Below are 13,254 nucleotides of genomic sequence, written 5' to 3' on the forward strand. Positions count from 1 at the left end.
CAAAAACGCGCGCTTTGCACGCCCGGAGCCGCAAATCGGGCACAAAAGGTGTGGGTGGTACCCTTGCGCGCATTGCCACTCGCCGGACGCCAACCCGGCTTTTGCGCCCATGCGTTTGCACCCTCTTCGATCCATTCTTGGCGCGGCCCTCCTTGCCGCATGCGCCGTGCCCTCCGCCGACGCCGCCGTTGCGCTCCTCCAGCCCGCCCGCCGCGTCAATGCCAACGAGCCCTTCACGCTGACCCTCGTCATTTCGGGCGATGCCGCCCAGCGCAGCTATGCCGTGCCCGCCAGACTGCGCGTCACAGCCAGCGCGGATCTGCAGGGCTCGGTGGAAGTGATGCTCGATCGACATAGCGCCGGCGCCGAAACCCTGCACTTGCGCCCAGGCCAGGTCCGCACTGTCGCCTACACTGGCACGCTGCCCGAGGTGCTGCGCGGTACGGTCCGGATCGATGTGCCGGATCTGGATGCGGCGCCGGTTCTGGTGACGCTCGTGCGCGGCGCGGACGCCCCGCAGATTGCCGCGGACGGCGCTCCCACCGGGGCCGCCCGCAACGCCGCCGCCGAAGCCACCCGCCCCGGAGGCGCGCTGGGCGCCAACCCGAGTGCCCCCGCCGCCGACGCAACCACGACACCGCCCATTCCCGTGGCAGTGGCGGGCAGCGGCGAGGCATCCCGCCCGCCCGAAGAAACCGCGCGCCTGACGTTCCACGAACCCATGTTCGCCGCCGTGGGCGCACACGGGGGCCTGAACGCCAAGTTCCAGTTGAGCTTCAAATTTCGGATCTTTCAGCCGGAGAACCCGGCATCGGCAGCGCCGCTGGATAACGTGTACTTCGGCTATACGCAGTTCTCGCTGTGGGATGTGGGCAAGGAATCGGCGCCGTTCCGCGATACGAACTACCGGCCGAGCGTGTTCTATTACCGCCCCGATACGGGCATACATGGCGGCGCCCTCACGCGGCTATCGTTCGCTGGCGGCATCGAGCACGAATCGAACGGCCGCGACGGCGACGCCTCACGCGCCATCAACACCGTGTTCGTCCGCCCAACGTTCCACTTCGGTGACCTGAGCGACTACCACTGGAAGTTCGAGCCCAAGCTGTACGCGTACCTCACGCGCACCGGCAACACCGACATCGCGCACTACCGTGGTTTTGGGGATTTTCGCGTGTCGTACGGCGCGCCCAACGGCTGGGAATTGGCCGCCACGCTGCGCAAAGGCACGCGCAAGGCCTACGGCAGCGTCGACGCGCAACTGACGTATCCAATGAGCAGGATCTTCACCGGCACGGCCGGCTACCTGTTCATCCAGTATTTCACCGGCTACGGCGAGAGCCTGCTCGACTACAACCACAAGCTGGGCTCGCAATTGCGCGTCGGGTACAGCCTCTCGCGATAGGACGCAGCCGGCTTAAAGGGTGTGCTGGCCGCTGGCCTCGGGCTGGAAAGCAACGCGATCGATGCGCAAGGAACGCTCGGTACCATTGGGCGCCGAGTATTTGACCGATTTGCCCGCCCGCGCACCCAGCAGCGCAGCGCCCATCGGTGAGAGCACCGACAGCTTGGCCGACGTCACGTTGGCCTCGTCCGGGTAGACGAGCGTCCACTCCTGCTCGGCACCGGCGTCATCCACCACGCACACGACCGAGTTCATGGTCACCACGTCGGCGGGAATCTTGTTGCCCGGCACCACGTTGGCACGGGCAATGAGGTCGTCGACCAGATCGGCCAGCGGTGAATTGCTGCCAGCGCGGGCGGCGGCGTTTTCCAGGCGGGTGAGGTCCAGCTCGGTCAAATAGATGGCGGCTGCTTTGGACATGACAATCTCCTACAGGTCTATGTTCAACATTACGCAAAGCCGCTGCCGATAGCCTCTCGGGCCAATGCAACGCAGCGGCAAGAAAACCAGCGGGCGCACAGGCCGGCCGGCGGTGATACGAAACTGAAACTTCTGGTGGGAGTAGAGAGAGCCCGGCGGCAACGTGCCGCAAGGGCACTAGGACAACCGCCGGGCGGCCGCAAGGGCCGCGGTCATCGCCTGGGCGGCGCGCGGCACGGGGCGCGCCACACGCTTGGAGCGCACGGCGCGGGAAGGCGAAACGAGATGGAAGGCCGCGGCCATCGACATTGACGTCATGATGGATGCCGCTTCAGACGAGCGGCTTGCCGGCCAGCTTGTTGCGCGCATTGGCAACGGCGGCGGCAAACTGCGCGTGGCCATGCCAGCCGGTTGCCCGGCCGAGCTTCTTGCCACGATGGAAGAACATGAATACCGGAATACCGTGCAGACCAAAGCGCTGGCCCAGCGCCGGGTGCGCATAGACGTCGGCATGTAGCCACTTCAGCTCAAGCTCACGCACGGCAGCCGGTTGCGCGAGCATGGCCTTTTTGGCCATCTCGCAGTTGAAGCAATCGACGCCCCAGAAGAACACACACACCAGTACATCGCCCGCTGCCGCAATGGCCGCGTCGAAGGTCTCGGTGTTCACCTCGCGCATGCCGAACGCCGCGAACGCGGTCTTGTCGACCGGGATCGTGCCTTGGGCGTCGTGCGAAGTCGCTGTGTTCCGGATCATGGGGCGCGGGGCTTACTTGGGCGCCGCCACCGTCACGAGGGCCGGGCGCAGCACGCGATCGGCCAGCGTGTAGCCGCGCTGGAGCACTGTCACCACGGTGTTGGCTTCTTGATCAGCGGGCACCATCGAGATGGCTTGATGGCGATGCGGATCGAACTTTTCACCCACCGGGTTCAGCTCGGTCACACGGCCCTTTTCGAACGCGGCGTAGAGCTGCTTGAGCGTGAGTTCAACGCCCTCACGCAGCTTGGTGGCGTCGCCCGACGTGTCAGCCAAGGCGGCCTGCAGGCTGTCCATCACAGGCAGCAGGTATTCGGCAAAGCCTTCGATGGCGAACTTGTGGGCCTTAGCCACATCGTCCTGACCACGGCGGCGGATGTTCTCGCCTTCGGCCGTGGCGCGCGCCCAGTTTTCGTAATTCTGGCGTGCCTTTTCTTCAGCGGCTTCCAGTTGACGGCGCAGTTCAGCGACATCCATGTCGGCCACGGCTTCTGCCACAGCGGCTTCGTCACCGGCGACAGCCTGGGCGTCGGCGCTCGCGCGCTGCGCCTGGCTCGAATAGGCGTGGGCCGCCTGGCCCGTCGCCGATGGGTTCGGCTGGGTGGCTTGGGTGTCCGCTGGCATGTCCGAGTTCGAGGGGGTGTCCGGAGTGTGTTTCATAGCGCTGGATAAAGAGGATCGACGCACGGCATATGCCTGAAGACGATCCGCTGGATGTTTACAAACGATTTGTCCCCGTTATGGGGCAGTTGGCGCGCTTTTCAAGGGCGCCGGATGCGCAGCAACTGTGCGCCGTGCATCACGAAATATGGGGTTACAACTTTCATCAGACTGCAACGGCACAGCAATTGCGGCGCCCCAATTGGCCGCCTATGATGCAAGAAAATACTGGGGGGCGCGAGCTTCTTTGAGGGTTCGTACCATGCATAACAAGCTGCCCGTTCTGACCGTGCTGCTGCTGTTGACCCTGACCGCAGCCACAACGTTCATTTGCCTGTCTGGCGCCGTCACGCCGCGTTATACGGAGTACGGTAGCGGCAAGGCCTTCTTCAAGCACTACATCATCAAGCCTGCGCAGATGCAGCAGATGGCGCGCGGCTTGAGCGTATCAAGTTAGCACACACTCGCGCGGCATGCTTCATTCTCCGCCGAGTTTGTCGATGCGTCGCCGGTCTCGCTTGGTCGGCCGGCCCGCAATCTGTGTGGCGGGTTCTCGATACAGCCGGCGTCTGTCTGCGCTCTCTTCGCGTTTTAAGCGACTGGTGTCCGTCTCGGCGTAGAGTGTTTGCGCGATCGAGGCGGGGCCGCGCACTTCTGCGAGCGCCAATACTTCCACTTCCCACTGTTGTTCATGCGCGTGCACTCGCACGTGGTCGCCAATTTTGACGTCCTTCGCGGGGCGAACCGGCTGATCGTTGATCTGCACGCGACCGCGCTCCACCGCATCGGTGGCCTGCGAACGCGTCTTGAAGAAGCGCGCCGCCCACAGCCATTTGTCGATGCGCACGCGCTCGGCGGCGTCGGTGCTCACTTTCATGCGGCGGCACCCTTGCTCTGCGCTCGTGTGCGGCTGGCTTCCAGCACATGCGGATGCGCGAGCGTAAGCGGCCAGCCCTGCAGATGCGCCAGCGCAATGTCGGCAATGCCGGCGATCCACGCTTCGCTGTCGTTCAGGCACGGGATGTAATGAAAGTCCTTGCCGCCGGCGACACGGAAGGTGGACTGCCCTTCCATGGCGATCTCTTCCAGCGTCTCCAGGCAATCGGCCGGGAAGCCCGGGCAGAACACGTCGACGCGATTGGTGCCGACCCGGCCAAGCTCTTCCAGGGTGGGCGCGGTATATGGCTGCAGCCATTCGGCGCGGCCAAAGCGCGACTGGAACGTGACCAGGTACTGCCCCGGCTGCAGGCCGAGCGCTTCGCCCAGCAAGCGGCCTGTCTTCAGGCATTCGCAGTGATACGGATCGCCCAACTCCAGCGTACGTCGCGGCACGCCATGGAACGACAGCAGCAGTTTGTCGCCATGCGCAAAGTCGGGCGCACCGTGCTGCGCCCAATACGCGCCCACCTGCTGGTGCAGCGCATTGATGTAAGCGGGGTCATCGTGGAAATGCTTGACCAGTCGCAACTCCGGCTGATTGCGCATTTCGCCCAGCACGCGGAAGACCTCATCGAAGGCCGTCGCGGTGGTGGTGCCGGAATACTGCGGATACATCGGCAACACGAGAATGCGCTCGACGCTCTGCTTGCGCAGCGCCTGCATGACCGACGGGATCGACGGATTGCCATAACGCATCGCGCAGGCGACCACCACGTCGTGGCCCTGAGCGTTCAGCAACTGCTGCAGCGCATGCGCCTGGCGCTCGCTGTAGACGAGCAGCGGCGAACCCGTCATGTTGGCCTCGCGTAGCCAGATGCTTTCGTACTTGTGCGCCGACGCCCGCGAGCGCAGCGGCAGGATCAGCACGTTGAGGATGAACCACCACGCGGCGCGCGGAATCTCCACCACGCGTGGGTCAGACAGAAACTGACGCAGGTAGCGGCCCACCTCGCGCGGCGATGTGCCGTCGGGTGTGCCGAGATTGACGAGCAGGATCGCTGTGCGATCGGGCTGGCCGTGCTGGAACAGGGGTTCGGGCAAGAAGGACATGGGCGCAGGTTCGCGATAGACCCGGCCGATTATACGAGCCGAGTCATCGCGCGTTCCTTACGCCACCACGGTGCCATCCTTAACCACACCAGCACACGGGTTGAGCCCCATCGCATAAGCCAGATCGGCCGGCCGATCGATGCGCCAGAGCGCGAAGTCGGCCGCGCAACCCGGGGCAAGCACACCGCACGTGCCCGACAGACCCAGCGCAGCGGCGGCGTGACGCGTAGCGCCGGTCAGCGCTTCCAGCGGCGTCAAGCGGAACAGCGTGCATGCCATGTTCATCGCCAGCAGCATCGACGACAAGGGCGACGTGCCGGGGTTGCAGTCGGTCGATACGGCCATCGGCACACCGGCGGCACGCAGGGCGGCCATCGGCGGCAGGCGTGTTTCGCGCAGGCAGTAGAACGCGCCAGGCAGCAGCACGGCCACCGTGCCAGCCTGAGCCATGGCTGCAATGCCAGCCTCGGTCAGGCATTCGAGGTGATCGGCAGAAAGGCCGCCGTAGCGCGCGACCAATGCCGCGCCGCCTTGATCGGAGAGCTGCTCGGCATGCAGCTTGACCGGCAGCCCCAGGCGCTGCGCGGCGTCGAACATGCGCGCCGTTTGTGCGGGCGTGAAGCCGATGGTTTCGCAGAAGGCGTCAACAGCATCGACCAGACCTTCTGCAGCCAGTGCGGGCAGCACGTCGACGCAGAGGTAATCGATGTAGTCATCGGCGCGGCTGGCGAATTCTGGCGGCACGGCGTGCGCGCCGAGGAACGTTGTGCGCACCCGCACCGGCAACGACTGGCCCAAGCGGCGTGCGACACGCAGCATGCGGCGCTCGGTTTCCAGATCGAGGCCGTAGCCGGATTTGATTTCGACGGTGGTGACGCCTTCGGCGCGCAGCGCGTTCAGGCGTGGCAGGCTGGCTTCGGCCAAAGCGCCTTCGCTGGCCGCCCGCGTGGCGCGCACGGTGGACAGGATGCCGCCGCCCGCGCGCGCGATCTCTTCATAAGGCACGCCGTTCAGGCGCGCTTCGAATTCATTGCTGCGGTTGCCTGCGTAGACGAGGTGCGTATGGCAATCGATCAGGCCGGGTGTGAGCCACGTGCCGCCGCCATCGTGCTCGCGTGTGGCGCGGGCATTGGCGGGCAGATCGGCACGGTAGCCAAGCCATGCAATGCGGCCGTCCTTGACGGCGATGGCACCGTCGCGGATCTCGCCGTAGCCGTCGGCATCGGCGGTGAGGGTAGCGAGGTGGACGTTGGTCCAGAGCGCATCCCAGTGCGGGTTGGCCGGATCAGCCATGTGCGGTTCCTTGCAGGCCAATGCCGTCTGCCACCCGTGCCACCAGGCGGGCCGCGACACGGGCCGTGTGATGATCAATGTCGAGCGACGGGTTCAACTCCGCCACATCCGCCAGCCGCAGCTTGCCCGAACTGACCACGTGATCGACGATGGGCTCGATCACGTCCATTGCCACGCCGCGCGCGGACGGTGCACTCACGCCCGGGGCAACGCCGGCCGGGAGCACGTCCAGGCACATTGTCAAATAGACGTGGTCCACCTGGCTCAAGAACACCTCAACCACCTTCAGGACGTGGGCGAGCTGCGTGACGTCCATTTCATCGTCGTGCATCCAGCGCACGCCGAGCTGACGCGCACGCGCGAACAGCGCTTCGGTATTGGCGTAGGTGCTCACGCCCAGGCACGCGTAGTGGAACGGCCAGCCGCGCCGCGCGCACTCTTCGGCGATCTGGCGAAAGGGTGTGCCGGAGCTGCCGCGTTCGCCCGCGCGCAAATCGAAATGCGCATCCAGGTTGAGAATGCCGATACGCGGCGGCTGATCGGATTTCGCCGCCAGATGCCGCGCCAAGCCACCGAACGATGCCCATGCGATCTCATGCCCGCCGCCGAGCGCGATCGGAAACGCACCGCGGTCGAGCAGATCGTGCAGCACACCAGACAACGCGCCCTGCGCATCTTCCAGCGCGTCGCCATGGCAGGTCACATCGCCCGCGTCAACGACCACCCGGCCGGCACGCGCCGGCAAGTTGGCGAGCATCTTGCGGATGGCGGCCGGCCCCGCCTGCGCACCGGTTCGCCCATGGTTGCGCGCGACACCTGCATCGCACGCGAAACCCGCCAACGCGACGGTGTTGGCCAACGGCGTCGATGCATCGATGCGGCGCACGGTCTGGTGCCAACGCAAGCCCAGCGGGCCCTCTTCCGCGTCGACGCGGCCTTGCCAGACGTTCGGTTCAGCTTGGGCGAGCATGGTCAACCGAGCGAGAGTGCGCTGACATGGGCGCGGCACGAATCGCCGAGGCTGCCGTCGAGCACAAGGCGGCGGGCGGCTTCGATGTCGGGGGCGAACAGGCGGTCTTCACCGTAGTACGCCACGCGCGTGCGGATGCAACCATGTGCATGCTGCAGCGTGTCGGACGTCGCCAGCGGCTTGTGGAAGTCGATGCCCTGCGCTGCCGCCAGTGCTTCAATGCCGACGATGGTGGCGGTGTTCTCTGCCATGTCCTGCAGACGGCGACCCGCGAAGGTCGCCATGCTGACGTGGTCTTCCTGGTTGGCGGAGGTCGGCAGGCTGTCGACGCTGGCCGGGTGGGCGAACGTCTTGTTTTCCGAGGCCAGCGCGGCGGCAGTGACGTGCGCGATCATGAAGCCGGAGTTCAGCCCCGGCTGCTCGACCAGGAACGGCGGCAGGCCCGACAGCGTGGAGTCGATCAGCAGCGCGATGCGGCGCTCGGACAGCGCGCCGATCTCGGCAATCGCCAACGCGAGCATGTCGGCGGCAAACGCCACCGGCTCGGCGTGGAAGTTACCGCCCGAGATCACTTCACCGGCGTCGGCGTAGACCAGCGGGTTGTCGGTCACCGCGTTGGCTTCGGTGAGCAACGTGGCGCCGGCCTGACGGATCAGGTCGAAGCACGCGCCCATGACTTGCGGCTGGCAGCGCAGGCTGTACGGGTCTTGCACGCGCTTGTCGCCCACGAGGTGCGACTGGCGGATGGCGCTGCCCGCCAGCAGGTTGCGGTACACCGCAGCGGTGGCGATCTGCCCTGGCTGGCCACGCACGGTGTGCACGCGCGGGTCGAACGGCGCATCGCTGCCCTTGGCGGCATCCACCGACAACGCTCCGGCAACGGTGGCGGCTTGCAGCAAGCGCTCGGCCAGGAACAGGCCGTTGAGCGCCAGCGCGGTCGACACCTGCGTGCCGTTGATGAGCGCCAGGCCTTCCTTGGCCGCCAGCGCAATCGGCTCGATACCGGCGGCAGCCAGTGCTGCACGTGCCGGAGTGCGTACGCCATTCACCCGCACATCGCCCTCGCCCAGCAGGGCCAGCGTCATGTGCGCCAGCGGTGCCAGATCGCCCGATGCGCCCACCGAACCCTTCGATGGAATGCACGGCACGATGCCGGCGTTCAGCAGCGCCAGTAGCGTGTCGATCACGACCCGGCGCACGCCCGAGTATCCGCGTGCGAGGCTGGCCGCTTTCATCAGCAACACGAGGCGCGCCACGCTGTCGTTCAGGTCTTCGCCCGTGCCGACGGCGTGCGACAGGATCAGATTGCGTTGCAGGCGCTCCAGCTCGTGCGTGGCGATTTGCGTTTTGGCCAGCAGGCCGAACCCGGTGTTGATGCCGTAGGCCGGCGCGCCCTTGGCGACGATCGCCTGCACGGTGGCCGCAGAAGCTTCGATCGCGGCCGCGCAGTCACCGGACAGTGCGACAGGCGTGGGGGCGAGCCACACGCGGCGCAGGTCGTCAAAGGTCATCTCGCCGGGTTGCAGCGTGAGGATGGGGGGCGTGGTCATGGTGTTCATAGGAATCCGTACGTCTGAGTCTTTAACTTAGCCGATCATCGGCAGCTTCAGGCCATTGCGCTTGGCGCAGGCGATGGCAGTCTCGTAGCCGGCATCGGCGTGGCGCATGACGCCGGAGCCCGAATCGTTGACCAGCACACGACCAAGACGCTTGGCCGCGGCGTCCGTGCCGTCAGCGACGATCACCACGCCCGAGTGCTGCGAATAGCCCATACCGACGCCGCCGCCATGGTGCAGCGACACCCACGTCGCGCCACCGGCAGTGTTCAGCAGCGCGTTGAGCAGCGGCCAGTCCGACACGGCGTCGGTGCCATCGCGCATGGCTTCGGTTTCGCGGTTGGGGCTCGCGACGGAGCCCGTGTCGAGGTGATCGCGGCCGATCACGATCGGCGCCTTCAGTTCGCCGTTCTTGACCATCTCGTTGAAGGCCAGCCCAGCCAGGTGACGCTCGCCCAGGCCCAGCCAGCAGATACGCGCGGGCAGCCCCTGGAATGCGATGCGCTCACGCGCCATGTCGAGCCAGCGATGCACATGCGTGTTGTGCGGAAAGAGTTCCTTGATCTTGGCGTCGGTCTTGTAGATGTCTTCCGGATCGCCGGACAGCGCCACCCAGCGGAATGGGCCCTTGCCCTCGCAGAACAGCGGACGGATGTAGGCCGGCACGAAGCCCGGGAAGTCGAAGGCATTCTTCACGCCCTGGTCGAACGCCACCTGACGGATGTTGTTGCCGTAGTCGACGGTCGGGATGCCCATGGCTTGGAAGTCGAGCATCGCTTGCACGTGCACGGCGCACGACTTGGCAGCCTCGTCGGTCAGGCGGGCGTGCTGCGACGGATCGCGTTGCGCAGCACGCCATTGCTCGACCGTCCAGCCGACCGGCAGGTAGCCGTTGACCAGATCATGCGCCGAGGTCTGGTCGGTCACCAGATCCGGCTTCAGGCCACCGGCGCGGGCACGCTTGACCAGCTCCGGCAAGATTTCCGCCGCATTGCCGAGCAGGCCGATGGACACTGCCTCGCCGCGCTCGCAATGGTGGCGAATCAGGTTGAATGCATCGTCGATGTCCTTGGCCTGCTTGTCGAGGTACCGCGTACGCAGGCGGAAGTCGATGCTCGATTGCTGGCACTCGATGTTCAGCGACACGGCGCCGGCCAGCGTGGCGGCCAGCGGCTGTGCGCCGCCCATACCGCCCAGGCCCGCCGTCAGGATCCAGCGACCGGCCAGCTTGCCGTCGTAATGCTGGCGGCCGGCTTCGGCAAACGTCTCGTAGGTGCCCTGAACGATGCCCTGGCTACCGATGTAGATCCAGCTGCCCGCAGTCATCTGGCCGTACATGAACAGGCCCTTGCGATCCAGCTCGTTGAAGTGTTCCCAGTTCGCCCACTTGGGCACGAGGTTCGAGTTGGCGATCAGCACACGCGGCGCATCCGGGTGCGTCTTGAACACGCCGACCGGCTTGCCCGACTGCACCAGCAGCGATTCGTCATCGTTCAGCTCGCGCAGCGTTTCCAGGATCTTGTCGAAGCAGGCCCAGTCGCGTGCGGCCCGGCCAATGCCGCCGTAGACGACGAGGTGCTTGGGGTTCTCGGCCACATCCGGGTCGAGGTTGTTCTGCAGCATGCGGTAAGCCGCTTCGGTCAGCCAGCTCTTGCAGTGCAGCTCGGTACCGCGCGGGGCGCGGATTTCGCGCGAGGCGTCATAGCGCGGATCGTTGGTCAGGTGGGCGGCGTTGGTCGGGGCATTCATGTGAGGTCTCCTGCGAACTCCTTTGTCCTGGAGCGCATCTTATGTTGTATATACAACTTAGGCAAGAAAACTTTACAAGCTAAGAACAAACCCTGATGATGACCGCCATCCGCGCATCACATCGGCTACCAAAACCGCACCGCAAGCCACGCTCATGTCACACGACTCCTCCCCAAGCACCCCCGCTTTCCAGCGCATCAAGGAAGACATCCTCGCGCGCATCCGCAGCGGCGAATGGCAGGAGGGTGAAATGATTCCGGGGGAGACGACGCTCGCGCAGACCTTTGGCGTGTCGCGCATGACGGTCAACCGCGCGCTGCGCGAGCTGACCGCCGAGCAGATCCTCACGCGCGTGCAGGGGCTGGGGACGTTCGTCGCGCAGCAGAAGTACCAGGCAACGCTGGTGGCGATCCGCAACATCGCCGAAGAAATTGCTGCGCGCGGCCATCAGCATCGTGCCGAGCTGCACAAGCTGGAACGCGCCCGCGCCAACGAAGCGATGGCGGCTTCGTTTGGCGTGCCGGCGGGCCGCGTGCTCTTCCATTCACTGATCGTGCATTTCGAAAACGACCTGCCGATCCAGGTGGAAGACCGTTGGGTGAATGCCGCGCTGGCGCCCGACTACATGGAACAGGATTTCACGCAGACCACCCCAAACGCGTACCTCATGCGTGCCGCTCCGTTGCAGGGCGTGGATTACGGCATCGAGGCGCGCCTGCCGCCGCGCGAGATCGCAGAGATGCTGCACATGGACGTGCGCGAGCCCTGCCTGATGCTGCGCCGAAAGACGCTATCGCAGGGCCAGGTCGCCTCGGTGGCGACCATGTGGCACCCGGGCGGGCGGTATCAGTTCACGGGCAGTTTCTAAGCGCGTCGTTGCGCTACATCATGACCTCGCTCCTGCGTGCGGACGAAAATGCTCCAAGGGATGCACGCGGCCGCTTGCGCTGATACGCCCGACCTGCACTCCCACACTCGACGCCCAGCCCAGGAGAGCACTGTCATGAGCGGCATGCCCGAATTCAAAATCGTGGTCAAAGATGTGTCTGCGCAAATGCGCAGCCTGCGCGCTTCGCAACCGGAATTGATGACCGCATTCAGCCAACTTGCGACAGCCGGCACAAAAGACAGTGCGCTGAGCAAGAAGACACGAGAACTGGTGGCGCTGGGGATCGCCATCGCCAGCCGCTGCGACGACTGCATCGGCTTCCATGTCCAGGCGCTGGTCAAACTCGGCACAACCCGTGCCGAACTGGAAGACGTGTTGGGAACAGCCGTCTATATGGGAGGCGGACCTTCGATGATGTACGCCACGCATGCGCTCGCGGCATTTGAGGAATTTTCAGCCTGAGATATTGGCGGGCCGCTCTGCCCGCTGCAGCCGCGTTGCCTCAATACTGGCTGAGCGTGCTGGACAGCAGCTTGGCCGTGATATCCACAATCGGAATCACGCGCTCATACGCCATGCGCATCGGCCCGATCACGCCCAGCGTGCCGACGATCTTGCCGTCCACCTCGTACGGCGCGGTGATGACCGCCATGTCTTCGTGTGGCACGAGGCTGCTTTCGCCGCCGATGAAAATCTGCACGCCCTCGGCACGGCTCGATACGTCAAGCAGTTGCAGCAGGCCGGTCTTCTGCTCGAACACGGCAAAGAGCCGGCGCAGCTTATCCATGGACGACGAGAGATCCTCCACATCCAGCAACTTGCGCTCGCCCGAGATGACGACCGGTTCTTCTTCCGACGCAGCACTGCTGCCCGCCTCCACGGCCGCCTGCATCAGCGCGGTCATGTCGGCCTGCAGCGCAGACAACTCGCCGCGCAGGCTTTCACGCACGGCGTCGAACGTCTGACCGCCGTAGTGCGCGTTGATGTAGTTGGCCGCTTCCACCAGTTGCGACGGGCTGTAAGGCGTATCGGTATGGATGATGCGGTTCTGCACGTCGCCCTCGGGCGTGACGACGATCAGCAGGATGCGGGACTCCGACAGCCGCAAGAATTCGATCTGCCGGAACGCATGCGTGCGACGCGGCGTCATCACGATGCCGGCAAACTGCGAGAGGTTGGACAAGGTTTGTGCCGCCGCGGCAATCACCCGCTGCGACGATTCCGAACCATGCGACGCCAGTTGCGAGCGCACCTGCTCGGCAATCGCGCCCACCATCTGCTGCGCCATGCGGTCCTGCGTGCTCAGCACATCCAGCGGGCTGGCCGTCAGCATCGTATCGACAAAGAGACGGTAGCCGCGCGGCGTCGGCACGCGCCCGGCTGAGGTGTGCGGGCTGGCGATGAAGCCCATCTCCTCCAGGTCGGACATCACATTGCGGATGGTGGCCGGCGACAGATCGAGCCCCGAATACTTCGACAAGGTGCGTGAGCCCACGGGCTGCCCCTCGGCGATATACCGTTCGATCAAGGTCTTGAGGAGGATGGTGGCGCGCTTGTCCATGATTC

At 65.3% G+C, this 13,254-nt stretch carries 15 protein-coding genes; 5 read left to right on the top strand and 10 right to left on the bottom strand.

The window, feature by feature from the left end:
• The first annotated feature begins 109 nt into the window (after positions 1-109).
• A complete protein-coding gene (locus R2N16_RS17645; protein ID WP_316667083.1) occupies positions 110-1,405 on the top strand; it encodes a phospholipase A in 1,296 nt (431 codons plus the stop codon).
• 12 nt (positions 1,406-1,417) lie between these two features.
• Here R2N16_RS17645 and rnk read toward each other — a convergent pair whose 3' ends face one another.
• From rnk to grpE, 3 genes are all read right to left on the bottom strand, one after another.
• The gene (gene rnk / locus R2N16_RS17650) at positions 1,418-1,825 is read right to left on the bottom strand and encodes a nucleoside diphosphate kinase regulator (protein WP_316667084.1); all 408 of its coding nucleotides are present in this window, start codon (positions 1,823-1,825) and stop codon (positions 1,418-1,420) included.
• Between the two features lie 331 nt (positions 1,826-2,156).
• Positions 2,157-2,582, bottom strand: coding sequence for a thioredoxin family protein (locus R2N16_RS17655; protein ID WP_316667085.1), 426 nt, complete (start codon positions 2,580-2,582; stop codon positions 2,157-2,159).
• A 12-nt stretch (positions 2,583-2,594) separates the two neighbouring features.
• Entirely contained in the window at positions 2,595-3,242 is a 648-nt protein-coding gene (gene grpE / locus R2N16_RS17660) for a nucleotide exchange factor GrpE (RefSeq protein WP_316667087.1), read from the bottom strand.
• A gap of 32 nt (positions 3,243-3,274) precedes the next feature.
• On the opposite strand from grpE, the gene R2N16_RS17665 reads away from it, so the two are divergent.
• Positions 3,275-3,493, top strand: coding sequence for a hypothetical protein (locus tag R2N16_RS17665; protein WP_316667089.1), 219 nt, complete (start codon positions 3,275-3,277; stop codon positions 3,491-3,493).
• Between the two features lie 11 nt (positions 3,494-3,504).
• Positions 3,505-3,699 carry a hypothetical protein gene (locus R2N16_RS17670; RefSeq protein ID WP_316667090.1) on the top strand — a complete coding sequence of 65 codons (195 nt, stop codon included), beginning with the start codon at positions 3,505-3,507 and terminating at the stop codon, positions 3,697-3,699.
• 21 nt (positions 3,700-3,720) lie between these two features.
• Here R2N16_RS17670 and R2N16_RS17675 read toward each other — a convergent pair whose 3' ends face one another.
• From R2N16_RS17675 to hutU, 6 genes are read right to left on the bottom strand one after another with little or no spacing between them, the layout of a single operon-like run.
• A complete protein-coding gene (locus tag R2N16_RS17675; protein WP_316667092.1) occupies positions 3,721-4,119 on the bottom strand; it encodes an RNA-binding S4 domain-containing protein in 399 nt (132 codons plus the stop codon).
• Positions 4,116-5,231 (bottom strand): ferrochelatase, encoded by a 1,116-nt coding sequence (gene hemH, locus R2N16_RS17680; protein WP_316667094.1) that lies wholly within the window; start codon positions 5,229-5,231, stop codon positions 4,116-4,118. The genes R2N16_RS17675 and hemH overlap by 4 nt, the downstream gene beginning before the upstream one ends.
• A gap of 57 nt (positions 5,232-5,288) precedes the next feature.
• Entirely contained in the window at positions 5,289-6,524 is a 1,236-nt protein-coding gene (gene hutI / locus R2N16_RS17685) for an imidazolonepropionase (protein ID WP_316667095.1), read from the bottom strand.
• On the bottom strand, positions 6,517-7,494 hold the full coding sequence (gene hutG, locus R2N16_RS17690) for a formimidoylglutamase (RefSeq protein WP_316667097.1): 978 nt from the start codon (positions 7,492-7,494) through the stop codon (positions 6,517-6,519). Before hutG ends, hutI begins: the two co-directional genes overlap by 8 nt.
• Positions 7,495-7,496: 2 nt before the next feature.
• Positions 7,497-9,053: a histidine ammonia-lyase gene (gene hutH / locus R2N16_RS17695; protein ID WP_316667098.1), complete on the bottom strand. Its 1,557-nt coding sequence runs from the start codon at positions 9,051-9,053 to the stop codon at positions 7,497-7,499.
• Between the two features lie 27 nt (positions 9,054-9,080).
• The gene (hutU, locus tag R2N16_RS17700; RefSeq protein ID WP_316667099.1) at positions 9,081-10,799 is read right to left on the bottom strand and encodes a urocanate hydratase; all 1,719 of its coding nucleotides are present in this window, start codon (positions 10,797-10,799) and stop codon (positions 9,081-9,083) included.
• Between the two features lie 154 nt (positions 10,800-10,953).
• Between hutU and hutC the strand changes: the two genes are divergently transcribed.
• Complete coding sequence (gene hutC, locus R2N16_RS17705; RefSeq protein WP_316667100.1) at positions 10,954-11,667, top strand: histidine utilization transcriptional repressor HutC; 714 nt, start codon at positions 10,954-10,956, stop codon at positions 11,665-11,667.
• Positions 11,668-11,802: 135 nt separating this feature from the next.
• Positions 11,803-12,150 carry a carboxymuconolactone decarboxylase family protein gene (locus tag R2N16_RS17710; RefSeq protein WP_316667102.1) on the top strand — a complete coding sequence of 116 codons (348 nt, stop codon included), beginning with the start codon at positions 11,803-11,805 and terminating at the stop codon, positions 12,148-12,150.
• Positions 12,151-12,190: 40 nt separating this feature from the next.
• On the opposite strand, the gene hrcA is transcribed toward R2N16_RS17710, so the two are convergent.
• Positions 12,191-13,249, bottom strand: coding sequence for a heat-inducible transcriptional repressor HrcA (hrcA, locus tag R2N16_RS17715; RefSeq protein WP_316667103.1), 1,059 nt, complete (start codon positions 13,247-13,249; stop codon positions 12,191-12,193).
• Between the last annotated feature and the right edge of the window lie 5 nt (positions 13,250-13,254).

Source organism: Ralstonia psammae (assembly GCF_958405935.1).
GTDB classification, from domain to species: domain Bacteria; phylum Pseudomonadota; class Gammaproteobacteria; order Burkholderiales; family Burkholderiaceae; genus Ralstonia; species Ralstonia psammae.

What these genes read in the sequence shown, in the direction of transcription:
- R2N16_RS17645 (WP_316667083.1), top strand. Translation starts at nt 110, where the DNA reads ATGCGTTTGCACCCTCTTCGATCCATTCTTGGCGCGGCCCTCCTTGCC.
- rnk (WP_316667084.1), bottom strand. Translation starts at nt 1,825, where the DNA reads ATGTCCAAAGCAGCCGCCATCTATTTGACCGAGCTGGACCTCACCCGC.
- R2N16_RS17655 (WP_316667085.1), bottom strand. Translation starts at nt 2,582, where the DNA reads ATGATCCGGAACACAGCGACTTCGCACGACGCCCAAGGCACGATCCCG.
- grpE (WP_316667087.1), bottom strand. Translation starts at nt 3,242, where the DNA reads ATGAAACACACTCCGGACACCCCCTCGAACTCGGACATGCCAGCGGAC.
- R2N16_RS17665 (WP_316667089.1), top strand. Translation starts at nt 3,275, where the DNA reads ATGCCTGAAGACGATCCGCTGGATGTTTACAAACGATTTGTCCCCGTT.
- R2N16_RS17670 (WP_316667090.1), top strand. Translation starts at nt 3,505, where the DNA reads ATGCATAACAAGCTGCCCGTTCTGACCGTGCTGCTGCTGTTGACCCTG.
- R2N16_RS17675 (WP_316667092.1), bottom strand. Translation starts at nt 4,119, where the DNA reads ATGAAAGTGAGCACCGACGCCGCCGAGCGCGTGCGCATCGACAAATGG.
- hemH (WP_316667094.1), bottom strand. Translation starts at nt 5,231, where the DNA reads ATGTCCTTCTTGCCCGAACCCCTGTTCCAGCACGGCCAGCCCGATCGC.
- hutI (WP_316667095.1), bottom strand. Translation starts at nt 6,524, where the DNA reads ATGGCTGATCCGGCCAACCCGCACTGGGATGCGCTCTGGACCAACGTC.
- hutG (WP_316667097.1), bottom strand. Translation starts at nt 7,494, where the DNA reads ATGCTCGCCCAAGCTGAACCGAACGTCTGGCAAGGCCGCGTCGACGCG.
- hutH (WP_316667098.1), bottom strand. Translation starts at nt 9,053, where the DNA reads ATGAACACCATGACCACGCCCCCCATCCTCACGCTGCAACCCGGCGAG.
- hutU (WP_316667099.1), bottom strand. Translation starts at nt 10,799, where the DNA reads ATGAATGCCCCGACCAACGCCGCCCACCTGACCAACGATCCGCGCTAT.
- hutC (WP_316667100.1), top strand. Translation starts at nt 10,954, where the DNA reads ATGTCACACGACTCCTCCCCAAGCACCCCCGCTTTCCAGCGCATCAAG.
- R2N16_RS17710 (WP_316667102.1), top strand. Translation starts at nt 11,803, where the DNA reads ATGAGCGGCATGCCCGAATTCAAAATCGTGGTCAAAGATGTGTCTGCG.
- hrcA (WP_316667103.1), bottom strand. Translation starts at nt 13,249, where the DNA reads ATGGACAAGCGCGCCACCATCCTCCTCAAGACCTTGATCGAACGGTAT.